The sequence below is a fragment of the Pseudonocardia sp. ZF1 genome (genome assembly GCF_056835605.1).
Window position 1 is genome coordinate 1,084,030 of record NZ_JAJNBY010000001.1, and the last position, 26,841, is coordinate 1,110,870.

Annotated in this window: 17 protein-coding genes; 14 read left to right on the top strand and 3 right to left on the bottom strand. The window is 76.6% G+C overall.

What is annotated here, in order from left to right; all coding sequences use genetic code 11:
- Positions 1 to 52 precede the first annotated feature (52 nt).
- The 10 genes from ZF1_RS05540 to ZF1_RS05585 all read left to right on the top strand — a co-directional run bounded on the left by ZF1_RS05540 (position 53) and on the right by ZF1_RS05585 (position 14,501).
- Positions 53 to 2,212, top strand: coding sequence for a hypothetical protein (locus ZF1_RS05540; protein ID WP_482636649.1), 2,160 nt, complete (start codon positions 53 to 55; stop codon positions 2,210 to 2,212).
- Between the two features lie 221 nt (positions 2,213 to 2,433).
- Complete coding sequence (locus ZF1_RS05545; RefSeq protein ID WP_083474553.1) at positions 2,434 to 3,261, top strand: TIGR02569 family protein; 828 nt, start codon at positions 2,434 to 2,436, stop codon at positions 3,259 to 3,261.
- Between the two features lie 269 nt (positions 3,262 to 3,530).
- Positions 3,531 to 4,904, top strand: coding sequence for a nitrate/nitrite transporter (locus tag ZF1_RS05550; protein WP_224403460.1), 1,374 nt, complete (start codon positions 3,531 to 3,533; stop codon positions 4,902 to 4,904).
- Positions 4,905 to 4,907: 3 nt separating this feature from the next.
- Entirely contained in the window at positions 4,908 to 7,055 is a 2,148-nt protein-coding gene (locus ZF1_RS05555; RefSeq protein WP_482636650.1) for a molybdopterin oxidoreductase family protein, read from the top strand.
- Between the two features lie 270 nt (positions 7,056 to 7,325).
- Positions 7,326 to 8,765 (top strand): FAD-dependent oxidoreductase, encoded by a 1,440-nt coding sequence (locus tag ZF1_RS05560; RefSeq protein ID WP_405419090.1) that lies wholly within the window; start codon positions 7,326 to 7,328, stop codon positions 8,763 to 8,765.
- Between the two features lie 11 nt (positions 8,766 to 8,776).
- On the top strand, positions 8,777 to 11,320 hold the full coding sequence (gene nirB / locus ZF1_RS05565; RefSeq protein ID WP_482636651.1) for a nitrite reductase large subunit NirB: 2,544 nt from the start codon (positions 8,777 to 8,779) through the stop codon (positions 11,318 to 11,320).
- Entirely contained in the window at positions 11,317 to 11,715 is a 399-nt protein-coding gene (gene nirD, locus ZF1_RS05570; protein ID WP_482636652.1) for a nitrite reductase small subunit NirD, read from the top strand. The genes nirB and nirD overlap by 4 nt, the downstream gene beginning before the upstream one ends.
- Positions 11,716 to 11,821: 106 nt before the next feature.
- Positions 11,822 to 13,012 (top strand): uroporphyrinogen-III synthase, encoded by a 1,191-nt coding sequence (locus ZF1_RS05575; RefSeq protein WP_482636653.1) that lies wholly within the window; start codon positions 11,822 to 11,824, stop codon positions 13,010 to 13,012.
- The gene (locus tag ZF1_RS05580) at positions 13,009 to 13,716 is read left to right on the top strand and encodes a sirohydrochlorin chelatase (RefSeq protein ID WP_482636654.1); all 708 of its coding nucleotides are present in this window, start codon (positions 13,009 to 13,011) and stop codon (positions 13,714 to 13,716) included. Before ZF1_RS05575 ends, ZF1_RS05580 begins: the two co-directional genes overlap by 4 nt.
- Before the next feature lie 2 nt (positions 13,717 to 13,718).
- Positions 13,719 to 14,501 (top strand): putative protein N(5)-glutamine methyltransferase, encoded by a 783-nt coding sequence (locus ZF1_RS05585; protein WP_482636655.1) that lies wholly within the window; start codon positions 13,719 to 13,721, stop codon positions 14,499 to 14,501.
- A 341-nt stretch (positions 14,502 to 14,842) separates the two neighbouring features.
- On the opposite strand, the gene ZF1_RS05590 is transcribed toward ZF1_RS05585, so the two are convergent.
- On the bottom strand, positions 14,843 to 15,124 hold the full coding sequence (locus ZF1_RS05590; RefSeq protein ID WP_073578330.1) for an MGMT family protein: 282 nt from the start codon (positions 15,122 to 15,124) through the stop codon (positions 14,843 to 14,845).
- Between the two features lie 44 nt (positions 15,125 to 15,168).
- Here ZF1_RS05590 and ZF1_RS05595 point away from each other — a divergent pair, with 44 nt between their 5' ends.
- Positions 15,169 to 18,660 (top strand): ATP-dependent helicase, encoded by a 3,492-nt coding sequence (locus tag ZF1_RS05595; protein WP_482636656.1) that lies wholly within the window; start codon positions 15,169 to 15,171, stop codon positions 18,658 to 18,660.
- A gap of 105 nt (positions 18,661 to 18,765) precedes the next feature.
- Here the strand turns inward: ZF1_RS05595 and ZF1_RS05600 are convergent, their stop codons facing one another.
- Both ZF1_RS05600 and ZF1_RS05605 read right to left on the bottom strand, forming a co-directional pair.
- Positions 18,766 to 19,440 (bottom strand): phosphatase PAP2 family protein, encoded by a 675-nt coding sequence (locus ZF1_RS05600; RefSeq protein ID WP_405419079.1) that lies wholly within the window; start codon positions 19,438 to 19,440, stop codon positions 18,766 to 18,768.
- A gap of 10 nt (positions 19,441 to 19,450) precedes the next feature.
- On the bottom strand, positions 19,451 to 20,299 hold the full coding sequence (locus ZF1_RS05605) for an LLM class F420-dependent oxidoreductase (RefSeq protein WP_346108546.1): 849 nt from the start codon (positions 20,297 to 20,299) through the stop codon (positions 19,451 to 19,453).
- 80 nt (positions 20,300 to 20,379) lie between these two features.
- Between ZF1_RS05605 and serS the strand changes: the two genes are divergently transcribed.
- The 3 genes from serS (at position 20,380) to ZF1_RS05620 (ending at position 26,805) form a co-directional block, all read left to right on the top strand.
- Positions 20,380 to 21,630 (top strand): serine--tRNA ligase, encoded by a 1,251-nt coding sequence (serS, locus tag ZF1_RS05610; protein ID WP_482636657.1) that lies wholly within the window; start codon positions 20,380 to 20,382, stop codon positions 21,628 to 21,630.
- A 708-nt stretch (positions 21,631 to 22,338) separates the two neighbouring features.
- Positions 22,339 to 23,352 carry a glycoside hydrolase family 16 protein gene (locus ZF1_RS05615; protein ID WP_482636658.1) on the top strand — a complete coding sequence of 338 codons (1,014 nt, stop codon included), beginning with the start codon at positions 22,339 to 22,341 and terminating at the stop codon, positions 23,350 to 23,352.
- 72 nt (positions 23,353 to 23,424) lie between these two features.
- Positions 23,425 to 26,805 (top strand): ATP-dependent helicase, encoded by a 3,381-nt coding sequence (locus ZF1_RS05620; RefSeq protein ID WP_482636659.1) that lies wholly within the window; start codon positions 23,425 to 23,427, stop codon positions 26,803 to 26,805.
- The last annotated feature ends 36 nt before the right edge of the window (positions 26,806 to 26,841 follow it).

The following is a 26,841-nucleotide window of genomic DNA, read 5'->3' on the forward strand; positions in this document are numbered from 1 at the left end:
GATCGCCGCGACATGGGGATGCACGCGATCACCAAGATCGGGAGGACGCTCGGTGGACGACTCGCTGCGCACATGCGCCCTGCAGGGGTGCGACGCACCGTTGGAGCCCGCGGGGGACGTGTCCGGCGACCGTCCACAGCGGCGCTACTGCTCGGCCGCCCACCGGCTGGCGGCCCGCCAGGTCCGCCGGGCCGCGGCGCAGGCGGCGGGGGACCAGCGGCTCGCCGACACGCTGCCGTGGCTGCGTGAGCCCGAGGCCGTCGAGGCCGACGGGCGCGTGGTGCCCGCCGGGCGGGGTACGGCGACCCGCCGTCCCGTCGTGGCGCGCCCGGCCGTGTCGGCGGGCCCGGACCGCCCCGGACCGCTGCGTGCCCCGCGCAGCCCGCTGCGGCACCGGCGCACGCTGGCCCTGATCGGGGCGACGGCCGTGCTCCTCGGCGGGTACGCGCTGACGACCTCCCCGGCGGTGACCGGGAAGCCGGCGCCGCAGGACCGCAGCGCCGACCAGTGGGCCGGGCAGGCCCGGATCGCGTTGGCGGCCCTCGACGACAAGCTCGGGACGCTCAACGCGAGCGAACGGACCTGGCAGGCGTCCGCGCCCGAGTCGGACCGCACCCCGGCCGCGGTCGCGAAGCTGCAGCAGCAGCGCGACACCCTGCTCCAGCAGCGCGCCGCCCTGCAGTCGCAGCTGCAGGTCTACACCTCCCGGCAGGACGCCGTGGACGCGCTGGCCGCCGCCGAGCAGCAGCTCGCCGAGATGGACCGGATCGTCGCCGACCTGCCGCCGGCCACCCGTCGGACCCCCGACCAGATGGCCGCGGCCGCCTCGCTGGAGGAGCAGCGCGACCTGCGCGCCCGCAACCGCGACGCCTGCGCGGAGCGCCTGGCCGCCATCGACGACGGCATCGACCGGGCCCGCACCGCCCCGCTGCCCGGCGACGGCGACGAGACCGAGAAGGTCTCCGACGACGTGCTGGCCCTCGCCCGCGGCGAGGACCCCGCCAACCCGGAGCCGTCCGGGGTGCGCCGCAACCCCGAGGTCCTGGCCGGGGGCCGGGAGACCGCCGGGGACCGCGAGCGCGACGACGTCGGCACCAGTGGCCCGCCCGACCCGCGGGGCCCGCTGGACGAGACCCGGCCGCGGGCCGAGGGGCCGGAGGGCGCCTCGGCCCGCGGGCCGGGCAGCACACCCGGCCGGGACGCGGGTCCGGGGGAGAAGCTCGGTGGCGCCGTGTCCGGTGCCGCCGACAACGTCGCCGGCCTGACCGGCGGCGAGCCGGGCCCCGGCGACGGCGCGGGCTCCGGTGCGGGTTCCGGCGCGGGTTCGGGTGCGGGTTCGGGCGCCGCGAAGAAGGCCGACCGGGCCGAGGTCGTACCGGCGTCGTCCGAGGGTTCGGTGAAGAAGGTCGGAAACGGCGTCGGCGAGGCCGCGCAGGGCGTCGGGGACACCGCCGGATCGCTGGGCCGGGGTGTCGACGACGTCGCGGGCGGGCTGACCGGGAAGAAGTCCGGCTCGGGTTCCGGCGGCTCGGACGCCGGCTCCTCCGGTCCCTCCGACGAGGCCCCCGCCCGGTCCGCCCCCGCGCCGCGGAAGGACCCCGCGCCGCGGAAGGAGTCCTCGCCGCGCGCGGCCGCGTCCCCTGCGAGCCCGCCCGCGTCGACCGCCCCGGCGGAGAGCCCCGGCACGGAGCGCTCCGGCTCGGGAGCGCAGGGGTCCGGCGGGAGCCGCGGCTCCGGCGGCATCGTCAGCGCCGTGGCCGGGTCCTACGTCGAGTCCGCCATGGGGCGGGAGGCGGCGGCGCCGGTGCTGGCGGAGGCCGACCGGCAGGCGGCGGAGCAGATGGCCGAGCGCAGCGGGTCCTCCGGGGCCCGGTCCGGCGGCTCGTCCGGCTCCTCCGACGGCTCGGGATCGGACTCGCGGTCCTCCGGCTCCCGCTCCTCCGGATCGGACTCCGACTCCGGATCCTCGGGGTCGCGGTCGTCCCGGTCCTCGGACTCCGGTTCGTCCGCCCGGTCGTCGGACTCGGGCTCGTCGTCGTCCCGGTCGTCCGGCTCGGGCTCCTCGTCCTCCTCGGACTCGGGGTCGTCGGACTCGGGGTCGTCGCGGAGCAGCGGCTCGGACGACTCCCGCTCCTCGTCCTCGGACTCCGGCTCACGGTCGTCCGGGTCGGACTCGGGGTCGGACTCGGGCGGCGGCAGCTCCTGGTACTGACGGTGTCGCCCGCGGTGGCCGGCTCCCACGGCCGGTCACCCGGGCCGGCCGTGTCACCGGGCCGTGTCACGGGACCGACCGCCTCGCCCGGCCGACGGCCCCGCCCGCCCCGCCCCACCGGCCCCGACCGGCCCACCGTTCACCCGATCGGTCGTGGCGCGTCGCGCGGTTCGGGCGTGGCGCGACGAACGCGGGCCGGTGACGCGGGTACCGTCCCCGCTGTGACCGCTGCCCGCACGCTCGCCACCGCGCCGGCCGCGAGCGTCCTGCCCGAGCACGTCCGCACCGCCTTCGGCGTGCGCGAGACGTCCCCCCGTCCCGTCGTGTGGGCGGGCCAGCGGGCCTGGCAGTGCGGCGACGTGCTGCTGCGGCCGGTGTCCGACCACGTCGTCGCCGCCTGGTCGGCGACGGTCCTGGAGAACCTCGAGGTCGACGGCGTCCGCCTCGCCCGCCCCGTCCGCAGCTCGGACGGCCGGTGGGTCGTGGGCGGCTGGGCCGCGTCCCGGCACGTGCCCGGCGTCCCCGAGCCGCGGCACGACGAGGTCGTCGCCGCGTCGCTGCGGCTGCACGCCGCCACCGCGACCGTGCTGCGCCCGCGCCTGCTCGACGACCGCGACGACCTGCTGTCCCGGTCCGCGGCCGCTGCGTTCGGCGAGCGCCGCCTGGACCTGCACCCCGAGACCGGCGGCCGGCTGTTCGCCGAGCTCGCCGCGCACCGCCGCACGATCCGGCTCACCCCGCAGGTCGTGCACGGCGAGCTGTTCGGCGCCATGCTGTTCGACCCGACGGGGCGGCCCGCGGTGCTCGACCTCGTGCCGTTCTGGCGGCCCGCGGAGTGGGCGGCGGCGGTCGTCGTCGTCGACGCGGTCGCCTGGGGCGGTGCCGACGAGGAGCTGATCGAGCGCTGGTCGGAGCTGCCCGAGTGGCCGCAGTCGCTGCTGCGGGCGGTGCTCTACCGGCTGGCCCTGCACGCCCAGCACCCTGACGCGACGACCGAGTCGCTCACCGGGATCGAGCGGGTCGCGAGCCTGGTCAGCCGCCGGCTCTGACGGGGCCGCTCCCGGCACGCCGCCGCTCACCGGCGCCGCGGGGAACACGGGGACGCCGTTGCGTCCCCGGCCGACCCGGTGCACCACCGGGTGGGCGGCGCGTTCTGCGACGCCCCGCTCGGCGTCCCGATGCGCCGAAGCGGCTCACAGCCGTCGCGACACCCGTGTGAGACAAGCGTTGCGGGGGTGTCACACGGGGCCACCCGTCGGAAACTGGGGGTCCCTAGCGTCGTCGACGACGTGACCGCCGGCGATCAGGAGACCGATCCGTGACCACCACCTCTGCCCCGGGGCGCCGCATCGGCGGCCGCTGGATCGACCACTGGGACCCCGAGGACGAGGGGTTCTGGCAGCGCACCGGCTCGGCGATCGCCCGTCGCAACCTGTGGCAGTCGATCTTCTCCGAGCACATCGGCTTCTCGATCTGGACCATCTGGTCGGTCCTGGTGCTGTTCATGGGGCCCGAGTACGGGTTCACCGCGGCGCAGAAGTTCTTCCTGGTCGCCGTACCCACGCTGGTCGGGTCGATCCTGCGGCTGCCCTACACCTTCGCCGTCGCCCGCTTCGGCGGCCGCAACTGGACGATCTTCGCGGCGTCGTTGCTGATCGTGCCCACGATCCTGGCGATGGTCGTGCTGGAGCCGGGCGTGTCGTACACGACGCTGCTGGTCGTCGCCGCGGTCGCCGGAGTCGGCGGCGGCAACTTCGCGTCGTCGATGGCGAACATCAACGCGTTCTTCCCGGAGAAGGAGAAGGGCTGGGCGCTGGGGCTCAACGCCGGCGGCGGCAACCTCGGCGTGCCGGTCGCGCAGCTGCTCGGCCTGCTCGTGATCGCCACCCTCGGCGCAGGCTCCCCGCGGGTGCTGCTGGCGGTCTACCTGCCGTTCATCGTGATCTCGGCGTTCCTGGCGTGGAAGCGGATGGACAACATCGCCGCGATGTCCAACGACACCGGCGCCTTCACCGAGGCCTGCCGGGACCGCCAGACCTGGATCATGTCGTTCCTCTACATCGGGACGTTCGGGTCGTTCATCGGCTACTCGTTCGCCTTCGGCCTGGTCCTGCAGAACCAGTTCGACCGGACGCCGCTGCAGGCCGCCGCGGTCACCTTCATCGGCCCGCTCATCGGGTCGCTGATCCGCCCCTACGGCGGCAAGCTCGCCGACCGGTTCGGCGGTGCGGTCGTCACGCTGTGGAACTTCGTCGGTATGGCCGTCGCCACGCTGGTGATCATCTTCGCCTCGGGGATCGAGTCGCTGACGCTGTTCACGATCGGCTTCATCGCCCTGTTCACGCTGTCCGGCGTCGGCAACGGGTCGACCTACAAGATGATCCCGGCGATCTTCACCGGGCGGGCGCGCGTCGCGATCGCCGGGGGCGCGGACCGCGGGACCTCGTTCGACACCGCGCGACGGCTCTCCGGCGCGGTCATCGGCATCGCCGGCGCGGTCGGGGCGCTGGGCGGGCTGTTCATCAACCTCGCCTTCCGCCAGTCGTTCATGACAGTGCAGTCCGGCACGCCCGCGTTCTGGAGCTTCCTGGCGTTCTACGTCCTCTGCATCGGCGTCACCTGGGCGGTGTACCTGCGCCCGCGCGCCGCCCTGGTCGGGAGCACCGAGGCCGCCGCGATGGCCCGGGTCTGAGCCGTGGGTCCGGACGACCGGACCGCCACCCACTGCCCGTACTGCGCCCTGCAGTGCGGGCAGTGGGTCGGCCCGTCCGGCGAGGTCGACGCCCGTGACTTCCCGACCAACGCCGGGGGCATGTGCCAGAAGGGCTGGACCTCCGGCGCTCTGCTCACCCATCCGCAACGCCTGACGTCGCCGCTGGTCAGGACCTCGCGGACGGCCGGTTTCGCCGAGACCGGCTGGGACGACGCGCTCACCGGCGTCGCCGCGCGGCTCGCCGCGCTGCGTGCCGAGCACGGGCCCGACTCGGTCGCGGTGTTCGGCGCGGGCGGGCTGACCAACGAGAAGGCCTACCTGCTCGGGAAGTTCGCCCGGGTCGCGCTGGGCACCAGCCAGATCGACTACAACGGACGGTTCTGCATGTCCTCGGCGGCCGCCGCGGGCAACCGGGCCTTCGGCGTCGACCGCGGGCTGCCGTTCCCCGTCACCGACCTCGACGACGCCGAGCTGGTCGTCCTCGCCGGCGCGAACGTCGCCGAGACCATGCCGCCCCTGATGTCGCACCTGACCGGCGCGCGCCTGGTCGTCGTCGACCCGCGGCGCACCCCGACCGCGGAGCGCGCGCTCGCCTCCGGCGGGCTGCACCTGGCGCCGCGCCCGGGCACCGACCTGGTCCTGGCGCTGGGGATGCTGCACGCCGCCGTCGTCGACGGGCACCTCGACCTGTCCTACGTGGACGACCGGACGACCGGTTTCGACGACGTCTGGGCGATCGCCTCGCAGTGGTGGCCCGAGCGCGCGGAGCGGGTCTGCGGCGTCGCCGCCATCGACATGCGCACCGTCGTGCGCTGGCTCGCGGAGTCCATGCGGCGCTACGTGCTCACCGCGCGCGGCGCCGAGCAGCACGCGCACGGCGTCGACACCGTCGCCGCGTGGATCAACCTGTCGCTGGCGCTCGGCCTGCCCGGCCGCCCCGGATCCGGGTTCGGGACGATCACCGGGCAGGGCAACGGCCAGGGCGGGCGCGAGCACGGACAGAAGTCCGACCAGCTCCCCGGCTACCGGCACATCACCGATCCGGCCGCCCGCGCGCACGTCGCACGGGTGTGGGGGGTGCCCGAGCCCTCGATCCCCGGGCCCGGCCGCAGCGCCGTCGAGCTCCTCGACTCCCTCGGCCGCCCCGGCGGGCCGAAGGCGCTGCTGGTGTTCGGCTCGAACGTGCTCGTCTCCGCGCCCGACGCCCGCGCCGTCGCCGAGCGGCTCGACGCGCTGGACCTGCTCGTCGTCGCCGACGTGCTGCCCGGCGAGACCGCGCTGCGCGCCGACGTCCTGCTCCCCGTCGCCCAGTGGGCCGAGGAGGAGGGGACCATGACCAACCTGGAGGGACGGGTCCTGCGCCGCCGTCGCGCACTCGCCCCGCCGCCCGGGGTGCGCACCGACCTCGAGGTGATCGCCGGACTGGCCGCGGCCCTCGACGCGCCGGGGGAGTTCCCCGCCGATCCGCGGACCGTGTTCGACGAGCTGCGGCGCGCCTCGGCCGGTGGGATCGCCGACTACGCGGGCGTGTCCTACGACCGGCTCGACGCGGGCGAGGCCCTGCACTGGCCGGTCCCCGCCGACGACCACCCCGGGACCCCGCGGCTGTTCACCGAGCGCTTCGGCCACCCCGACGGACGCGCCCGGATGCTGCCGGTCGACCACGTCGAACCGGACGAGGGTGTCGACGACGGGTTCCCGCTGAACGTGACGACCGGCCGGGTGCTGGTGCACTACCAGTCCGGTGCGCAGACCCGCCGGGTCGCCGAGCTGGCGGAGGTGTCGCCGGAGGTGTTCGTCGAGGTGCACCCGGACACCGCCGCCCGGCACGGTCTCGCCGACGGCGACCTGGCCGACGTCGTGTCCCGGCGCGGGACGACGACGGCGCGCGTCCGCTGTGTCGCCTCGCTGCGCCCGGACACGGTGTTCCTGCCCTTCCACTTCGGTGGGGCGGGGGCGGCGAACAACGTCACCAACCCTGCCCTGGATCCGGTGAGCCGGATGCCGGAGTTCAAGGTGGCCGCGGTGCGGCTGGAACCCGCCTCGACGGACCGGGACCCGTCCGACGGATCCGGGACCGGCACCGCCGCCGAGCTGAGCCCCACCGGCGCGGGTCGGTCCGCGCGCTGATCCGCTGCTCGCGCGCGTCGGGACACGCGCGAGCAGCGGATCACCGCGCGCTCTGCGGATCACCGCGCGGACGGTGGGCTCCGCGGCCGTTGCGCAGGCGCACCTCGGACGGTCCCACCCCACCTCGCACACGCTGCAGAGGCTGCGAGGGGGGAGGAACCGCTGCGAGGTCCCGGCTCACGGAGGGCGCCCGCCGAGAATGAGGACCTCGTAACGCCCGTGCAATGGCCGGCGTTCTGCCCGTAACCCCCCGTTCCTACCGTCGGTGTCATGAGCAGGCGCGTGGTGGTGATCGGGCACGGCATGGTCGGCGCCCGTTTCGTGGAGGAGGTCCGCCGGCGCGACCCGGACGGCGAGCGGGTGACGCTCACCGTCCTCGGCGCGGAGTCCCGCCCCGCGTACAACCGGGTGCTGCTGTCCACCGTGCTCGCCGGCGGGCTGCGGCCCGCCATGGTCGCGCTGCCCGTCGTCGACGGCATCGCCCTGCACACCGGCGTCGCGGCGACGGCGCTCGACCGGACCGCGCGCGTCGTCCACGCCGACGACGGCACCGTCCACCCCTACGACGAGCTGGTCCTCGCCACCGGCTGCCGCGCCTGGCTGCCGCCGGTCGACGGTCTCGCCGACCCCGGGGCCCCGGAGGTCCCGGCCCGCGGCGTGAGCCTGTTCCGCGACCTCGACGACTGCGGGCGCATCCTCGACGCGGCCGCGCCGGGCGCGCGGATCGCCGTCGTCGGGGGCGGGCTGCTCGGGGTCGAGGCCGCCCGCGGGCTCGCCGGACGCGGTGTCGCCGTCACCCTCGTGCACCCGCGCACCCACCTGATGGAGCGCCAGCTCGACGCGGGCGCCGGTGAGGTGCTCGCGACCGCGCTGCGCGGGCTCGGGGTCGACGTCCGCTGCGGTGTCGGCGCCAAGGCCTGGGACCCCGAGGCCGGCCTGGACTGCGACGACGGTTCCCGGATCGCCGCGGACCACGTCGTCGTCGCCGCCGGGGTGCGCGCGAACAGCGGGCTCGCCGCCGACGCCGGGCTCGCGGTCGACCGGGGGATCCTCGTCGACGACCGTCTCGCCACCGCCGACGGCCGGGTGCACGCCCTCGGCGACTGCGCGCAGCACGCCGGCGCCCCGGGCGGGCTCGTGCAGTCCGGCTGGGAGCAGGCCGCCGTCCTCGCCGACTTGCTGACCGGCACCGACCCGGCCGCGCGCTACCGCGGCACCCGCCCGGTCACCCGGCTCAAGGCGCGCGGCATCGACCTCGCCGCCCTCGGCGACCCCACCGCGGGCGACGAGGAGCTGCGTGTCTCCGACCCCCGCCGCGGCCGCTACGGCGTGCTCGCGCTGCGCGACGACCGCGTCGTCGGGGCCGTCCTCATGGGACTGCCCGACGCCGCCGCCATGATCACCGGGCTCTACGACTCCGGCGCCCCCGCTCCCTCCGACCGGCTCGCGCTGCTGCTCGGCCGGGCCCTGCCCGGCGAGACGTCGCCCGCCACCGACCCGGTCCGGATGCCGGGAAGTGCCGTGGTCTGCCGCTGCAACAGCGTCACCAAGAACGCGCTGGTCACCGCGTGGCGCGCGGGCGCCCACGACGTCGACGCGCTGTCGCGGCGCACCCGGGCCGCCACCGGCTGCGGGAGCTGCCGCGACGTCGTCTGCGGGATCCGGGACTGGCTGGCCGACATCGACCCGCCGCAGGAGAGCGCGGCATGAAGGAGCAGAGCATGAGTCGTCTGGTCGTCGTCGGGAACGGCATGGTGGGCCACCGCCTCGTCGCCGCGATGCGGGACCGGGACACCGCCGGGGACTGGGAGATCACCGTCCTCGGCGAGGAGACCCGCCGCGCCTACGACCGGGTCGCCCTGTCCTCCTACGTGGACGGACGCTCCGAGGAGGAGCTGCGCCTCGACGACGACGAGCTGCGCGGCGACCCGCTGGTGACCTACCACCTCGGTGACGCCGTCGCGACGGTCGACCGCGACGCCCGCCGCGTCACCACCGCGTCCGGCCGCACCCTGACCTACGACGCGCTGGTGCTCGCCACCGGCTCCTACCCGTTCGTCCCGCCGGTCCCCGGCAAGGACCTGCCCGGGTGCTTCGTCTACCGCACCCTCGACGACCTCGACGCGATCAAGGCGGCCGCCGCGGCCGCCGCCGACGACCCGGGCCGCAGGGGACGGCCGTCGGCGATCGTCGTCGGCGGCGGGCTGCTGGGCCTGGAGGCGGCGCGCGCGATGCGGCTGCTCGGGCTGTCCCCGCAGGTCGTGGAGATCGCGCCGCGGCTGATGCCGGTGCAGGTCGACGCGGGCGGCGGCGCGCTGCTCGAGCGGCTGGTCACCGCGCAGGGCATCGCCGTGCGGACCGGGGTGTCGCTGGCCGCGGTGTCCACCGACCGCGGCCGGCTGGTCGGGACGCTGTCCGACGGCGTCGAGCTCGACGCCGACCTGGTCGTGTTCTCCGCCGGCATCCGGGCCTCCGACCAGCTCGCCCGCGACTGCGGCCTGCCGGTCGGCGAGCGCGGCGGCGTCTGGGTCGACGACCGCTGCCGGACCCGTGACGACGCCGTCTGGGCGATCGGCGAGTGCGCCGCGCTGGAGGGCCGCACCTACGGCCTGGTCGCCCCCGGCTACGCGATGGCCGAGGTCGTCGCGGACCGGCTGCTCGGCGGCGAGGCCCGGATGACGCCCGAGGAGCTGGACATGTCCACCCAGCTCAAGCTGCTCGGCGTCGACGTCGCCAGCTTCGGCGACGCGCACGCGGTCACCGAGGGCGCGCTGGAGATCGTCGTCAACGACCCGGTCGAGGGGACCTACTCCAAGCTGGTCGTGTCCGACGACGCGTCCACCCTGCTCGGCGGTGTCCTGGTCGGCGACGCCTCGCGCTACGGCGCGCTGCGCCCGCTGGTCGGGTCCCGGCTGCCCGACGACCCGGTCACCCTCATCTCCAAGGGCGGCGCCGAGCCCGACGCGTCCGCACTGCCGGACTCGGCCCAGATCTGCTCGTGCAACGCCGTCACCAAGGGCACGCTGTGCGCGGCGATCGCCGACGGTGCGCACACAGTGCCGGAGCTGAAGGCGTGCACCCGCGCCGGTACCACCTGCGGCTCGTGCGTCCCGGCGCTCGCCCGGATCCTGGCCCAGCAGGGCGTCGAGGTCTCGAAGGCCCTGTGCGAGCACTTCGACCACTCCCGCGCCGAGCTCTTCGAGATCGTCGCCGGGGCGGGCATCACCTCGTTCTCCGCGCTGATCTCCCGGTACGGCCGCGGGTCGGGCTGCGACATCTGCAAGCCGGTCGTCGGGTCGATCTTCGCGACGCTCTACAACGAGCACGTCCTCGACGGCGAGCGCGCGACCCTGCAGGACACCAACGACCACTTCCTCGCGAACATGCAGCGCAACGGCACCTACTCGGTGGTGCCGCGGATCGCCGGTGGCGAGGTGACCCCCGAGGGCCTGATCGTCATCGGCGAGGTCGCCCGCGACTACGGGCTCTACACCAAGATCACCGGTGGACAGCGGATCGACATGTTCGGCGCCCGCGTCGAGGACCTGCCGGCGATCTGGCGCCGCCTGGTCGACGCCGGGTTCGAGTCCGGGCACGCGTACGGCAAGTCGCTGCGCACCGTGAAGTCCTGCGTCGGCACGACCTGGTGCCGCTACGGCGTGCAGGACTCGGTCGGCCTCGCCGTCGAGCTGGAGCTGCGCTACCGCGGGCTGCGCAGCCCGCACAAGCTCAAGTCCGGCGTCTCCGGCTGCGCGCGCGAGTGCGCCGAGGCCCGGTCCAAGGACTTCGGCGTGATCGCCACCGAGCACGGCTGGAACCTCTACGTCGGCGGCAACGGCGGCTTCACCCCGCGCCACGCCGAGCTGCTCGTGTCCGACGTGGACACCGCGACGCTGGTCCGGACGATCGACCGGTTCCTGATGTTCTACGTCCGCACCGCCGAGCGGCTGCAGCGCACCGCGCCGTGGATCGAGGCGATGGAGGGCGGGCTGGACCACCTGCGCGCCGTGATCGTCGACGACTCGCTCGGTATCTGCGGCGAGCTCGACGCCGCGATGGCCCGTCACGTCGACTCCTACGCCGACGAGTGGGCCGGCGTCCTGGCCGACCCGCAGAAGCTGGAGCGGTTCGTCTCCTTCGTCAACGCGCCCGACTCCCCCGACCCCACCGTCCGGTTCGTCGAGGAGCGGGGACAGAACGTCCCGGCCCCCGGCCGTCCCGACGAGCCCGTCCTGATCGGCCTCCCGGAGGTGTCCTCCCGATGACCACCCGGCTCGACGCGACCACCACGACCACCGCGCCCGCCCCGGCCGGGACCGAGCCCACCGGCTGGCTCACCGTCTGCCCGGTGGACCGGCTGCAGCCTGGCCGGGGTGTCGCCGCACTCCTCGGCGACACCCAGGTCGCGTTGTTCCGTCTCGCCGACGGCTCGGTGTACGCCCTGGACAACATCGACCCGTTCACCGGGGCCGCGGTCGTCTCGCGCGGCATCGTCGGCGACCGCGGCGGCGAACCGACCGTCGCCTCACCGCTCCACAAGCAGGTCTTCGCCCTGCGCGACGGCCGCTGCCTGGCCGGGGCCGACGACGGCGACGCTGTGAGCCTGCCCGCGTTCGCGGTGCGGGTCATGGGCGACGCGCTGCAGGTCGGGCTACGGTGAACGGGCCTTCCCGCACCGTCGTGCCCACCACCACCCGCGACGCTCCCGGCGACCTCCGCGCGTCCTCCGCGCCGGCCGGCCGGGGTTTCGGAGGAACGGAGAACCGGTGACCCGATCCGCCGCACGAGACACCGCCGCCGCGCCCGACGCGGCCCCGGTGCCACCGCTGGCCGGGTTCACCGTCGGCGTCACCGCAGCCCGACGCGCCGAGGAGCTCGCCACGATGCTGGAGCGCCGCGGCGCGACCGTCCAGCACGGGCCCGCGCTGCGCATCGTGGCCCTCGCCGACGACGCCGACCTCGAGAACCGCACCCGCGAGCTCGTCGCGGCACCACCGGACATCACCGTCGCGACCACCGGGATCGGCTACCGCGGCTGGATCGAGGCCGCCGACGGCTGGGGGCTGGGCGAGGACCTGCTCGCCGCGCTCGGCCGCTCGGAGATGCTCGCCCGCGGCCCCAAGGCGCGTGGCGCGATCCGCGCGTCGGGCCTGGTCGACGCCTGGTCCCCGGAGTCGGAGTCCACCGCCGAGGTGCTGGAGCACCTGCTCGACCGCGGCGTCGAGGGCAGCCGGATCGCGGTGCAGCTGCACGGCGAGCCGCTGCCCGACGTCGTTGACGCCCTGGAGATGGCGGGCGCCGAGGTCGTCACGGTGCCGGTCTACCGCTGGGCACCGCCGCTGGACCTCGGCCCGCTGGACCGGCTGATCGACACCACCCTGGCCGGCGGGATCGACGTCCTGTCGTTCACCAGCGCCCCCGCCGCGGCCGGGATCCTCGCCCGCGCCGGGGAGCGCGGTCTGCGCGAGGGCCTGCTCACCGCGCTGCGCGGCCCCGTGCTGGCGCTGTGCGTCGGCCCGGTCACCGCGGCACCGCTGGAGGCACTCGACGTGCCGACGGTGCAGCCGCAGCGCTCCCGGCTCGGCGCGATGGTGCGGACCTGCGAGTCCGTCGCCCCGGCCCGCGCCCGCAGGCTCCCGGTCGGCGGCCACCACCTGGAGGTGCGCGGACACGCGGTGCTCGTCGACGGCACGCTGTGCCCGCTCCCGCCGACGCCCATGGCACTGCTGCGGCTGCTCGCCAAGCGCCCCGGCCGGGTCGTGTCCCGCGCCGAGCTGCTCGCCGCGCAGCCCGGTGGGGCGGGCGACGAGCACGCCGTCGAGAACGCGATCGGCCGGCTCCGCGCGGCGCTCGGCGTCCCCGGCCTGGTGCAGACCGTGGTGCGCCGCGGCTACCGGCTCGCACTCGAACCCGAGCACGGCGCGCACTGCGCCGAGGACCCGGAGGTGACCCGGTGACCGGGCTCCCGCTGCTCCTCGTCGCGCACGGGTCGCGCTCCGACGCCGCCGACGCGGTGATCCGGTCGCTCGCCGCGGCCGTCGCCGCACGTGGCCCGCAGGTCGAGATCTGCTACGTCGACGTCCGCGGTCCCAGGGTCGTCGACGCCGTGATCGGGCTGCGGGACCGCGGCCACGACGGCGCCGTCGTCGTCCCCGCGTTCCTCGCCGCCGGCTACCACGTGCGCACCGACCTGCCCGCCCAGCTCGCCGAGGTCGGCGCCGACCCGGCCCGGTTCCCGGTCACCCGCTCCATGGGGCCCGACCCGCTGCTCGCCGCCGCGGCCCTGGACCGGCTGCGCACGGCCGGCTACCGCGACGGCGACGCCGTCGTCCTCGCCGCGGCCGGCTCGTCGGACCCGTCCGCGGTCGCGCAGGTGCACGCGAGCGCCGGAATGCTCGCCCGCCGGGTCGGCCGTCCGGTCCCGGTCGGGTTCGCCGCCACCGGCAGCCCGTCGGTGACCGAGCTGGTCGCCCGGCTGCACGACGCCGGGGAGCGGCGGGTCGCGGTCGCGTCCTGGCTCCTGGCTCCCGGGGTCTTCCAGACGCGGCTGCTCGGATCGGGGGCCGACGTCGTCGCCGACCCGCTGGGCGTGCACGACGACGTGGTGACCGCCGTCCTCAAGCGCTACGCCGCCGGGGCCGCCGCGGTGCTCGCGGCCTGACGGTGCCCCGGCCCGACCCGGACCTGGTCGCCCGGCTGCGGGCGGCGGGCTGCGTGTTCGCCGAGGACGAGGCCGCGCTGCTCGCCGCCGCGGCCGCCGGACCGGAGCTGGAGGTGCTGGTCCGGCGCCGCATCGCCGGGGAGCCGCTCGAGCACGTCCTCGGCCGGGTGGACTTCGACGGGCTGACCGTGCGGGTCACCCCGGGGGTGTTCGTGCCGCGCCGTCGCAGCGAGGCGCTGGTGCACGCGGCCGTCGCCGCGTTGCCGGGCTCCGCGCAGCCCGGGCGCCCGCTCGTGGTCGACCTGTGCTGCGGCTGCGGGGCGCTCGGGCTCGCCGTCGCGCGCCGGGCCGCCGTCGACCTCCACGCCGCCGACGCGGATCCGGTCGCGACCGCCTGTGCCGCGCAGAACCTGGCCGGGGTGGGGACGGTGCACACCGGTGACCTGTTCGCCGCGCTGCCGACCGGACTGCGGGGACGCGTCGACGTGCTCGTCGCGAACACCCCCTACGTGCCCAGCGGCGCGATCGGCTCGATGCCCCCGGAGGCCCGCGACCACGAGCCCCGCACCGCGCTCGACGGCGGCCGCGACGGCCTCGACCCGGCCCGCCGGGTGGCCGCGGGGGCGGGGGAGTGGCTCGCGCCGGGCGGGGCGCTGCTGATCGAGACGGGCACGGCCCAGGCTCCGGTGCTGGCGGAGGTGTTCGGCGGGCACGGGCTCGTCGCGCACGTCGGGCACGACCAGGACCGTGACGCGACCTGGGTGCAGGGCCGCGCGGCGCCCTGATCGGCCGCCCCTTTGCTCTGCTCACCGATACGCAGCACCCTCGCAGTCCCGTCGAGCGTCGCCCGGCGCATCGAGACGCACGTTTCCGCCCCGGCGAGGGCGAGAACGTGCGCCTCGATCGGGCGGCGGGGCCGCCGTCGAGCACGGCCGCGAGAGCGGTGGTCGTCGCGGCAGGGTCGTCGGAGAGCCGGACGGCGCCGGGCCCGCTCGATCCCCGACGCCCAGCCGCTGACCCACGCGCTGAGCGACGAGGTGGTAGCGCTGCGGGTCGAGACCGTCACCCGGGAGGCGGAGGCGATCATGGCCGGGAGGAGGGCGCGCCGGGGCGGTCGAGGGCCGGCTCAGCGTCGGCGGTGCTCACGGGGCAGCCGGCCGTCGACCATCAGGATCCCCTCGGCCCGCAGCCGGGCCGCCTGCTCGGCGGCGATGTGCGGGGCCGAGCGCCCGTCGGAGCGCAGCACCCGGTGCCACGGCAGGTCGTGGCCGTCCTCGGCGAGGATCCGGCCGACCAGGCGCGCCGAGCGGATCCCGGCCAGCTCGGCCACCTCGCCGTAGCTGAGGGTCTGCCCGGGCGGGATCGACCGAACGACCTCGCGCACCCGTTCCAGGGTCTCGGAGTCCACGCCTGCAGTCTGACGCTGTCGGTGCCCCGTGGTCTCATCGCCCCATGAGCCGAACAGCCCCCGAGCAGGCGTCGCCGCGCCTGGTGCGTGCGGACCCCCGGCCCGCTCCCGTTCGGGAGTGGACCGGCGCCGCCGCGCGGGTGCTCGCGCACGAGCGCGGCGCGCTGCGGGTGCTGGGCGGCCCGGGCACGGGCAAGACGAGCCTGCTGCTCGACGCGATGGTCCGCCGCATCCGGGCCGGTGAGCCGCCGGGGTCGGTGCTGCTGCTGGTGGGCAGCCGCCGGGCCGCGGAGGAGCTGCGTGGCCGCCTCACGTCGCTGCTGACCGCGGGCGGGGGTGAGCTCGCCGGGGACTTCGGGGTGCGCACCACCCGCGAGCTGCTGGTGCGGACGGTGCACTCCTACGCGTTCGGGGTGCTGCGGCTGCACGCCGCGCGCTACGAGGACCCGCCGCCGCGGCTGCTGGCCTCGGCCGAGCAGGACGTGGTGGTCCGCGAGCTGCTCGCCGGGGAGATCGACGGCTGGGGCGGCACCGTCCCCGGCTCGGGCTGGCCGGAGCGGCTCGACCCGGCCCTCGGGCTGCCCGGGTTCGCCGCGGAGCTGCGTGAGCTGCTCCTGCGGGCGGCCGAGCGCGGGCTGGGGCCACGCGAGCTGGCCGAGCTGGGACGCGAGCACGGGCGCGAGGAGTGGGTCGCCGCGGCCCGGTTCTTCCGCACCTACGAGGAGGTCACGCTGCTCCGCGGGGCGGCGGGGCGGGGCGCACCACAGGCGACGGCCCCGGCGCTGGACTCCGCCGAGCTCGTCGCCGCCGCGCTGGACACCCTGGCCGCGGACCCGGACCTGCGGGAGCAGGAGCGGCGCCGGGTCCGTCACCTCCTGGTCGACGACGCGCAGGACCTCGACCCGCAGCAGATGGAGCTGGTCGCGGCGCTGGCCGAGCACGCGGGGTCCACGCTGCTCGCGGGCGACCCCGACCAGGCGGTCCTGACCTTCCGTGGTGCGGACCCGCAGGGCCTGACCGTGCTCGACGCGCCCACCGAGGTCCTCACCGTCGACCACCGCCAGCGGCCCGGGGTGCGGGCGGCGGGCCTGCGGGTGGCGGAGAAGCTGCCCGGCTCCGGGGTGACCCGGACCCGGCGCGGCCCGGAGCACGACGACCCGGCCCCCGAGGCCCCGGACGGGTCCGGGGTGGGCGAGGCGCTGCAGGTCCGGGTGTTCGGGTCGCCGTCCGCGGAGGCCGGGTGGATCGCCGACCGGCTGCGGCGCGCACACCTCGTCGACGGGGTGCCCTGGTCGGACATGGCGGTGCTGTCCCGGTCCGCGCGGCGCACCCTGCCCGCGCTGCGCCGGGCGCTGGCCGCGGCCGGGGTCCCGCTGGCCGCACCACCGGACGAGGTGCCGCTGCCGCGCCAGCCCGCCGTCGTGCCGCTGCTCCTGGTGCTGCGCGCGGCATGGCGGCCGTCCGCGGTCGACGCCGACCTCGCGACCTCCCTGCTCACCTCACCGCTGGGCGGCGGCGACCCGATGCGGATGCGGCGGCTGCGCCGCGGCCTGCTGCGGATGCACGCCGCCGCGGGGCACGACGTGCGGACCTTCGCCGACGACGAGCGCGTCGAGGCGGGTGAGGTCGACCCGGCCGCGGCGAGCAGCGACCCGTTGCTGGTCGGGATGCTGCGCGACGCCGTCGCGGGCCGGCCCGACCCGCTGCCGATGCTCTCGCCCGCCGAGGCCGCCCCGATGCGCGACGTGGGCCGCCTCCTCGACACCGCCGCCCGCTCGATCGGCGCGGGCGAGCAGGTCGAGGAGACGTTGTGGAAGGTGTGGCGGCGCACCGGCCTGGCGAGGCGCTGGAGCGAGGCCAGTGCCCGCGGCGGCCCCGGCGGAGCGGCCGCCGACCGGGACCTCGACGCGGTCCTGGCCTTGTTCGACGCCGCCGCCCGCTACACCGACCGGCTGCCCGGCGCCGACGTCGGCGGGTTCCTGGAGTACCTGCTCGACCAGCAGCTGCCGGGGGAGACCCTGGCCCCGCAGGCGCCCCGGGGGGGCGCGGTGGAGCTGCTCACCGCACACGGCGCCCGCGGCCGGGAGTGGACGGTCGTCGCGGTGCCCGGGGTGCAGGAGGGGCTGTGGCCCGACGTACGCCTGCGCGGCAGCCTGCTCGGCCACGAACGGCTCGTCGACCTCGTCGGCGGAGTCGCCGCCCCCGACGACGCGGTCTCCCGCACGGCGCCACTGCTCGCCGAGGAGCGGCGGCTGTTCTACGTCGCCTGCACCCGTGCCCGGACGACGCTGCTGGTCAGCGCCGTGCAGGGGGAGGACGAGCAGCCCTCCCGGTTCCTCGACGAGCTCGACCCCCGCCCCGCCGACGCCGCCGAGGCCCGCCCGGTGCACCGGCCCGAGCGCTCCCTGGTGATGGCCGAGCTGGTCGGGGAGCTGCGGCGCGCCGTCACCGAACCCGACCACGGCGACCCGGGACGCGCCGCACGCCGTCACCGGGCGGCGACCCAGCTGGCCCGGCTCGCCGCCGACGGCGTCCCCGGGGCCCACCCCGACGACTGGTACGGCGTCGCCGACCTGTCCGACGGCGCCCCGCTGCGCGCCGAGGGCGAGCTCGTCCCGATCTCGCCCTCCGACGTCGAGACGATCGCCGGCTGCCCGCTGCGCTGGGTGCTGTCCCGGCACGGCGGCGACGAGACCGGCGCGCTGTCGGCGGTCACCGGGTCCCTGGTGCACGCGCTGGTGCAGGCCCGCGCCGCCGGGGCCGACCCGGTCGAGCTGGAGGAGGCGCTGCGCTCGGCGTGGCGGCGGCTGGACTCCGGGGCGCCGTGGTTCGGGCGCCGCGAGCTGGTCCGGGTGCGCGAGATGCTCGCCGCCTTCGACGACTGGGTCCGCCGCAGCCGTACCGAGGGACTGGAGCTGGTGGCCGTCGAGCAGCCGGTGCAGCTGGACCTGGACGGCGAGGACGACAGCGAGGGCGACGACCCGGGCCTGGCCCCCGGCGGCATCGGTGCGGGCGACGACGACCCGGCGGGGGCCGCGCTCCTCCCGGTCGACACCGACGGCGACGGCGCGGGCGGACGCGGCGGCGGGGCCGCGCGGGCGGCCCGGCGGGTCCGGCTCCGCGGCCGGGTCGACCGGCTCGAACGCGACGACCAGGGGCGCCCCGTCGTCGTCGACGTCAAGACCGGGAAGACGGCCACCTCGGCCCGGGCCACCGCCGAGCACCACCAGCTGGCCGTCTACCAGCTCGCGGCCTCGCTCGGCGCGTTCGACCAGTTCGTCGGGGGCGGGGTGGAGCCGGGCGGGGCGCGGCTGCTGTTCCTGGCCGACCGCAAGGCCAACGGGGAGGCGAAGGAGCCGCAGCAGGCGGCGCTGCGCCCGGAGGAGATGGGGCACTGGCGCGACGTGCTGATGACCTGCGCCGAGGACTCGGCGGGTGCGGTGTTCGTCGCCCGCGCCGGGCCGGACTGCGACCGGTGCCCGGTCCGCACCAGCTGCCCCGCGGTCGAGACCGGCCGGACGGTGGTGGACGGGTGAGCGGGTCCGGTCTCGTACCCGGACGGACCTCACACCCGGCCGTGCCGGCCCGCGGTCGAGTCGTGCAGCCGGCCCGGGCTCCACACCTGCGGTGCCGGACCCCGGTCAGGTCGTGCGGACGGGCGGGATCCGGCGGTCGGCGACCCGGTCGATGACCAGCGCCGAGCCCAGCCCGAGTGCGACCGCGGCGCAGAACCCGCCGACGGTGTCGGTGGCGTAGTGCGCCCCGATCCGCACCATGCCCGCGCCGACGGTGCCGCCGGCCAGCAGCGCCGTCGCGGCCAGGGTGGCGACGGCGGGCCCGGTGCGGGCCACCGGCAGCAGCCCCACCAGCAGCAGGGCGACCACCAGCCCGATCGACACCGCGCCACCGGTGTGGCCGGACGGGAAGGCGAAGCCGTCCACTCCGGGGGCGCCGATGGTGCGCCCGATGAGCGGCTTGAGCACCGTCGTCGCGACACCGGTGAGGCCGGGGCCGACGACGGCCAACACGGCCAGCCGCCGCCGTCGCAGGACCAGGGCCAGGCCGGCGACCAGCAGCGCGCACAGCACGACCGTCGGCGGGGACCCGAAGGTCACCGCATCGGCGAGCAGGGAGCCCGGGCGGTGGCCCAGCGCGTCCACCGCGCTGCCGGCGCGCCGGTCGATCCGCCCGGCGGCGGCGTCGCCGCGGTACACCCACGCCAGCACGGCGAAGACGGCGACGGCCGCCGCCACGATCAGTGGCGCCGGCCGTCGCAGCGGTCCCAGCAGGGACGGGTGGTCGGGGGTCGGGCGCACCCGGCCCAGGTTATCCGGCGGTGCCGAGGCCGAGCGCGCTCGCCAGCCGGCGCAGGTCGCCCTCCGGATCGGCCATCCCGGGGGTGATCACCTGGGCGCAGACGTGGTCGGCGCCGGCGTCGAGGTGCTCGTTCAGGCGGGCCGCGACCTGCTCCGGCGTGCCGTGCGCGACGAGCGCGTCGATCAGGGCGTCGCTGCCGCCGTCGTCGAGGTCGGACTCGGCCCAGCCGAGCCGCTTGAGGTTGCTCCGGTAGTTGACCAGCCCCAGGTAGGGCTTCTCGACGACCGGACGGCCCAGGGCCCGCGCGGCCTCCGGGTCGTCGTCGAGCACGACCTTGTGCTCCGGCGCGATCAGCGCCCCGGCGCCGTAGCGTTCGCGCGTGGAGCGGGTGTGCTCGGGCGTGGTCAGGTACGGGTGCGTCCCGGCGGACCGGTCGCGGGCCAGGTCCAGCATCTTCGGCCCGAGTGCCGCGAGTGCGCGTCCCTGCACCGGGACACCGAGCTCGTCGAGCCGGTCCACGTAGGCGACGAGCGCCGCGTACGGGCGGGTGTAGTCGCTGGTGGCCTCCGGGTGCCCGACGCCGATCCCGAGCAGGAAGCGGCCCGGGTGCTTCTTCTCGATGCGGTGGAAGGACTCCGCGACCTCGTCGGCGGGGGTGGCCCAGATGTTCACGATGCCGGTGGCGACCGCGAGCGACGTCGTCGCGTCCAGCAGCGACTCCGCCAGGGCGAGGTCCCCGGGAGGGGAGCCGCCGATCCACACCGCGGTGAACCCGAGCTTCTCGATCCCGGCGGCGAGATCGGGGGACAACCCGGTCTCGTGCCGCCAGACGCCGTACCGGCCGAGGGAGACAGTCATGTCCTTGACTACCACTGCGCGGGCCGAATCATTCCCGGTCCTACGATGACCCCTCCACTACCCGAGAGGCTGGAACAGCAGTGATCGACCTCAAGGCGGCCCGACAGGACCCGGACACCTTCCGCACGGCGCTGTCCCGTCGCGGCGCGTCCGCGGACTTCGACGCCCTGCTGGAGGTCGACACCCGCTGGCGCGAGGCCACCGACCGCGTCGGCGGCCTGCGCGCCGCGGCCAAGCAGCGGCCCAAGGGCAAGCCGACCCCGGAGCAGGTCGAGCAGTTCAAGCGGGAGAAGGAGGAGCTGCGCGCCGCCGAGGACGAGCTCGCCGCCGCCGACGTCGAGCGCACCGGCCTCCTCGCCCGCATCCCGAACCTCCCCGACCCGAGCGCGGCCGACGGCATGGCCGAGGAGGACGCGGTCACCGTCCGCACCTGGGGCGAGCCGCCGGTCTTCGACTTCACCCCGCGCGACCACCTGGACCTCGCGTCGCCGACCGGCCGGGTCGACATGGCGCGCGGCGCGCGCCTGTCCGGCTCGCGGTTCGCCTACCGCTTCGGCGACGTCGCGCAGCTCGAGATGGCGCTGTTCCGCTACGTCATGGACAAGCTGGCCGGCGAGGGCTTCGTCCCGGTGCTCGGCCCGGTCTTGGCCAACGAGCGGGCGATGTACGGCACCGGCTTCCTGCCGACCGAGGCGTCCAACCTCTATGAGCTGGAGAAGGACGGCCTCTACCTCACCGGGACCTCCGAGGTCGCGCTCGCCGGCATCCACATGGACGAGATCGTCGACCTCGACGCCCTGCCCGCGAAGTACGTCGCGTTCTCGACGAACTTCCGCCGCGAGGCGGGTGCGGCGGGCAAGGACACCAAGGGCATGTTCCGGGTGCACCAGTTCGACAAGGTCGAGATGTTCGTCTACTGCCTGCCGGAGAACTCCCGGGACGTGCACGAGGAGCTCCTCGCCCACGAGGAGTCGATCGTGCAGGAGCTGGGGCTGCCCTACCGGGTGCAGAACATCTCCGTCGGCGACCTCGGCAACCCGGCCGCGAAGAAGTACGACATCGAGGCCTGGTTCCCGGTCCAGGAGCGCTACCGCGAGATCACCTCGTGCTCCAACACGACCGACTACCAGGCACGACGCCTGAACGTCCGGTTCCGTCGCGAGGCCGGAGCGCCGACCGAGAACGTGCACACGCTCAACGGGACCGGCGCCACCGCCCGCGCCATGCTCGCGATCATGGAGAACTTCCAGGACGTGAACGGGACGGTCACGGTGCCGGAGGTCCTGCGGTCCTACGGTGCCCCCGCGACCGTCGGTACCCCGCCCGCCTGATCCCCGGTCGCAGGCGGGGTGACGCGCGCGACCTCCCGACGGGGCAACCGGACGGGGGCCCGCGCGTCCTGCTTGCGTGGAGAGATCGGGGAGCGGTGCGTCGCGGGCCGGGGAGCGCCCGGACACGTCGCGCCACGCCGTCCCCGCCGGGGCCGACGCCCGCCGTCCCGGCTCCCACCGTTCCGAGGACCGGCCGGACACCTCGGACTCCGGCCGGCACCGCTCGCCCGAGCCGCCCGTCGACGGACGTCGTGCCGCCGCACCGTGGCCGACCGGGCGACGGGCCGCGTCGTCCACGCCCCGGACGACGGCACCCGCGGTCCCGCCCGCGCCGCAGCCTGCCGCCCGGAGGCCGGTGGCCCCGGCGGCCGCGCCTGCGGGCCCGGTGGACGCGGCGTGGCCGACGGCCGGTCGCCGCGGGCCGGTGCCGCCGGCCCGCCGGACGTCGTCGGCAGCCGGCTCCGAGCCCGCCCGGTCCACCGCCCGCGGACCCGTCGCGCGCCCCGAGGACATCGTGGCGTCGACCGTCGCCCTCCCGCCGCGGACCGCGCCCCCGCCGACCCTGTCCCGGAGTCCCGCCGCCCCGTACGCGAGGTGCCCGCGCCGTCGCGCCCCGCCCCGGACCCCGTCCCCGGCCCGCGCCGAGCGCCCCGGCCTCCGGCGGCAGCGCAGGCACCCGTGGTCCGGCCCCCCGTGGCGAGGACCCCCGTGGCGCGTGTCTCCACGACGCCGGAGCCGGTCGCCACGACCTCCCGTATCCGCCCCACCGACCGCGGAGCCCGTGCCACGGTCGTCCGGGCCGAGATCCCGGACGGTGCCGGACGGGCGGACCGTGCCGGGCGGACCGGACGTCGTGAGCGCCCGGACCGCGCCGTCACCGGCCTGCGCCGCCGGATCGCGCACGGCACCGGAGCGATGGCGCTGGTGCTCGTCGCCGCCGCCGGGCTGACCTGGACCGTGCTCGTCCCGCCGGACGGCACGGCCGTCGCCGCCGACCCGGCGACCTCCGCACTGGACAACCAGCTGCCGCCCCCGCCGCCCCCGCCCCCGCCCCAGCAGTGGCGCCAGGTCGGTGGCGACGAGTTCGACGGCTCCCGCGTCGACCGCTCCACCTGGAGCGTCTACAACTCGCCCGGCGGGTTCGGCAACGGCCTGCGCCGCCCGTCCGCCGTCGGCGTCGGCGACGGCCTGCTCACCGTGACCGCGCGCCCCCGGGCCGCGGGCGGGGGCGTCTCCGGCGGTGTCGCGATGCACGACGGCCGGCTCTACGGCCGCTGGGAGTTCCGCGCCCGCACCGACGTCGGCAACGGCTACAGCCCCGCGATCCTGCTCTGGCCGGACTCCGAGCGGTTCCCCGACGACGGGGAGCTCGACATGATGGAGATCCCGTTCGGCGACCGGCACGCGGCCACCGCCTTCGTCCACTACGGCGCGCAGAACCACATCCTGTCCACCGACACCCCCGGCGACTTCACCCAGTGGCACACCTTCGCCCTGGAGTGGCTGCCGGACCGGATCACCTGGTACGTCGACGGGGTGAAGAAGTGGGAGGTCACCGACCGCCGCGCGATCCCCACCACCCCGATGCACCTGGCCGTCCAGCTCGACCAGGGCCCGGCGTCGGGGTGGATCCCCGGCCCGGACGCGACCACCCCCGACGAGGTACGCCTGCAGGTCGACTGGGCCCGCGTCTTCGCACCGGTCGACGACGCCGGCCGCTGATCCGCCGCCGGTCCCGGGCCGGGACGGCGCCGGGTGGCGGATCTGTCGGTGACGCCGGGTAGAACGGTCCGTGTGGACCCCACCCCCGCCGAGCTGGCGCACGCGCTCGGTCTGCACCCGCCGACCGAGGAGCAGGCCGCCGTCATCGCCGCGCCCGCCGGGCCGGCGCTCGTCGTCGCCGGGGCGGGGGCCGGCAAGACCGAGACGATGGCGGCCCGCGTCGTCTGGCTGGTCGCGACCGGCCGGGTGCTGCCCGAGCAGGTCCTCGGACTCACCTTCACCCGCAAGGCCGCCCAGCAGCTCGGCACCCGCGTCCGGTCCCGGCTGCGCCGCCTCGCCGGGGCCCGGCTGCTCGACGACCTGGACCCGTCGGGTGCCCGGCGCGCCGCGCTGCTGGCGGGCGAGCCCACCGTCGCGACCTACCACGCCTACGCCGGTCGCCTGGTCGGCGAGCACGCGCTGCGGCTGCCCGCCGAGCCCGCCGCCCGGCTACTCGGCCCGACGGCGGCCTGGCAGCTGGCCCACCGGGTCGTGTCCACCTGGGCCGCGGACCTGGAGATCGACCGGGTCCCCGCGACCGTCACCGGCTACCTGCTCTCCCTGGCCGGGGAGCTGGGGGAGCACCTCGTCGAACCGGACCAGGTGCGGCGCCTCGCCGAGCGGATGCTGCCGGTGCTGGAGCACGCCCCGCCCGGCAAGCGGCAGCGCGCCGAGCCCTCGGCCGGGTACAAGGCCCGGATCGCCGGGCAGCGGATGCGCTGCGAGCTGCTGCCGCTGGTCGAGGAGTTCGCCCGGCGCAAGCAGGCCGAGCAGGCCATGGACTTCGCCGACCAGATGGCCCTCGCGGCCCGGATCGCCGAGGCCGACCCGGAGGTCGGGCGGATCGAGCGTTCCCAGTACCGGGCCGTGCTGCTCGACGAGTACCAGGACACCGGGCACGCCCAGCGGGTGCTGCTCCGCGCCCTGTTCGGCGTGCCGCCCGGGCTCGCCCCGGAGCCGGACGACGGCCCGGACCACCGCTCGGTCACCGCGGTCGGCGACCCCTGCCAGTCGATCTACGGCTGGCGGGGCGCGAGCGCCGGGAACCTGGCGCGCTTCCGCACCGACTTCCCCGCCGCGGGCGGCGACCCCGCGCCCGTGCACGGGCTGCTCACCAGCTTCCGGAACCCGTCCGAGGTGCTCGTCCTGGCCAACCGGGTCTCCGAGCCGTTGCGGACCGCGCCCGGCACCGTGCGGGTGGGGGAGCTGCGCCCGCTCGACGGCGCCGGCCCCGGCGACGTCCGGGCCGCCCTGCTGCCCGACGTCGCGGCCGAGGTGGCCTGGACCGCCGACGGCATCGCCGAGCGCTGGCACGCCGGCCACGACGAGGGCACCCCGCCCACCGCGGCCGTGCTGGTCCGGCGCCGCTCCGACATGGACGCGCTCGCCGCCGCGCTGCGCGACCGGCGGGTCCCGGTGGAGGTCGTCGGGCTCGGTGGGCTGCTGTCCACCCCCGAGGTCCGCGACCTCGTCTCCGCGCTGCGGGTGGTGTCCGACCCGCTCGCCGGGCCGGCCGCCGTCCGGCTGCTGACCGGGCCGCGGTGGCGGCTCGGGATCGCCGACCTGGCCGCGCTGTGGCAGCGCGCCCGCGAGCTCGTCCCGCACCGCCCGGCCCGCCCCGGGCCGCTGTCGGCCGCCGACCTCGCCCTCGGCGCACTGCCCGGCGAGCAGGCCGAGCAGGCCGGTCTCGTCGACGCCCTCGACGACCCGGGTGGCCCGGAGCGCTACTCCCCGGCCGGGTTCGACCGGATCCGGCGGATCGGCCGTGAGCTCGCCCAGCTGCGCGCCCGCACCGCGGCCCCACTGACCGACCTGGTGGCCGACGTCGAGCGGACCCTGCTCCTCGACGTCGAGACGATGGCCCGCCCCGGCCCCACCGGCCGGGCGCACCTCGACGCGTTCGCCGACGTCGTCGCGGACTTCGCCGCCGGTGCGGACGTGCCGTCGCTACCGGGTCTGCTCGACTATCTGGAGACCGCCGAGCAGGCCGAGGAGGGGCTGACCCCCGGCGAGGTGGAGGTCGCGCCGGACCGGGTGCAGATCCTCACCGTGCACGCGGCGAAGGGGCTGGAGTGGGAGGTCGTCGCCGTCCCGCACCTGGTCGCGCAGGTCTTCCCCGGCCGGAAGATGTCCGGCTCCTGGCTGAAGGACCCGGCCGCGTTGCCGGTCCCGCTGCGCGGCGACGCCGACGACCTGCCCGGCCTGCACCTGCCCCCGCCCGGCGCCGACCGCAAACAGGTCGAGACCGCGCTCGACGACCACGACGACGCCCTCGACGAGCGCCGCCTCGCCGAGGAACGCCGGCTGTTCTACGTCGCGCTCACCCGGTCCGAACGGGTGCTGCTGGTGTCCGGGCACCGCTGGCCCGCGACGGGGGAGAAGCCGAAGGAACCGTCGGTGTTCCTGACCGAGCTCGCCGAGATCCTGGAGGGCCCCGGCGGCTCCGAGGTCGGTGTGCTGGAGCAGTGGGCACCGCCGCCCGAGCTGGACACCGGCAACCCGGCGCTGGGCGTCGAACGGACCGCGCAGTGGCCGCCGGACCCGTTCGGCGACCGCGCCGACGACGTGCGCTCCGGGGCCGACCTGGTCCGTACCGCGCTGCGGGCCCGGCGCCCGAAGCGGCCGCGCCGCGCCGCGCCCGCCGACCAGCTCGCACTGGAGCTGCCGGCGGCTCCCGACGCGGAGCCCGGGGCCGGCGTGGTCGACGCCGAGGGTGATCCCGAGGGCTGGGCCGCCGACGTCGACGTCCTGCTCGCGGAGCGGGCCGCCGCCGCGCAGCGGCCCACGGTGTCGCTGCCCGGGCGGCTGTCGGTGAGCCGGCTCGTCGAGCTCGCCGACGACCCGGACGCGCTCGCCGTGCGGCTGCGCCGTCCGGTGCCGATGCCGCCCGACCAGCACGCCCGCCGCGGCACCGCGTTCCACGCCTGGCTGGAACAGCGCTTCGGCGCGGAACGCCTGCTGGACATCGACGAGCTGCCCGGCGCCGCCGACGAGTCGGTCTCCTCGGAGGCCGATGCGACCGAGCTCGCCGAGCTGCAGGCCGCGTTCGAGGCGTCGGAGTGGGCGGACCGGCGGCCCGTCGACGTCGAGGTGTCGTTCGAGACGGTGCTGGCCGGGGTCGCCGTGCGCGGCCGGATGGACGCGGTGTTCGCCGACCCCGACGGCGGCTGGACGGTCGTGGACTGGAAGACCGGTCGCCTGCCCGCCGAGGACCGCAGGCAGGCGGTCGGGGTGCAGCTCGCCGCGTACCGGCTGGCATGGGCGGCACTGCAGGGCGTCGAGCCGGACCGGGTGCGGGCGGCGTTCCACTACGTCCGCGACGGCGTCACCCTGCGCCCGGCGGACCTGCTCGACGCCCGCGCGCTGCACGACCTCGTCGCCGGGGTGCCGACCGTCTCCGCCGCCGAGGTGTAGCCGCAGGACGCGGAGAGCCCGCGCCCCCGGGGACGG

Coding starts and splice junctions, on each gene's coding strand:
- ZF1_RS05560 (WP_405419090.1), top strand. CDS start 7,326: ATGAGCAGGCGCGTGGTGGTGATCGGGCACGGCATGGTCGGCGCCCGT.
- nirB (WP_482636651.1), top strand. CDS start 8,777: ATGAGTCGTCTGGTCGTCGTCGGGAACGGCATGGTGGGCCACCGCCTC.
- nirD (WP_482636652.1), top strand. CDS start 11,317: ATGACCACCCGGCTCGACGCGACCACCACGACCACCGCGCCCGCCCCG.
- ZF1_RS05595 (WP_482636656.1), top strand. CDS start 15,169: ATGAGCCGAACAGCCCCCGAGCAGGCGTCGCCGCGCCTGGTGCGTGCG.
- ZF1_RS05605 (WP_346108546.1), bottom strand. CDS start 20,299: ATGACTGTCTCCCTCGGCCGGTACGGCGTCTGGCGGCACGAGACCGGG.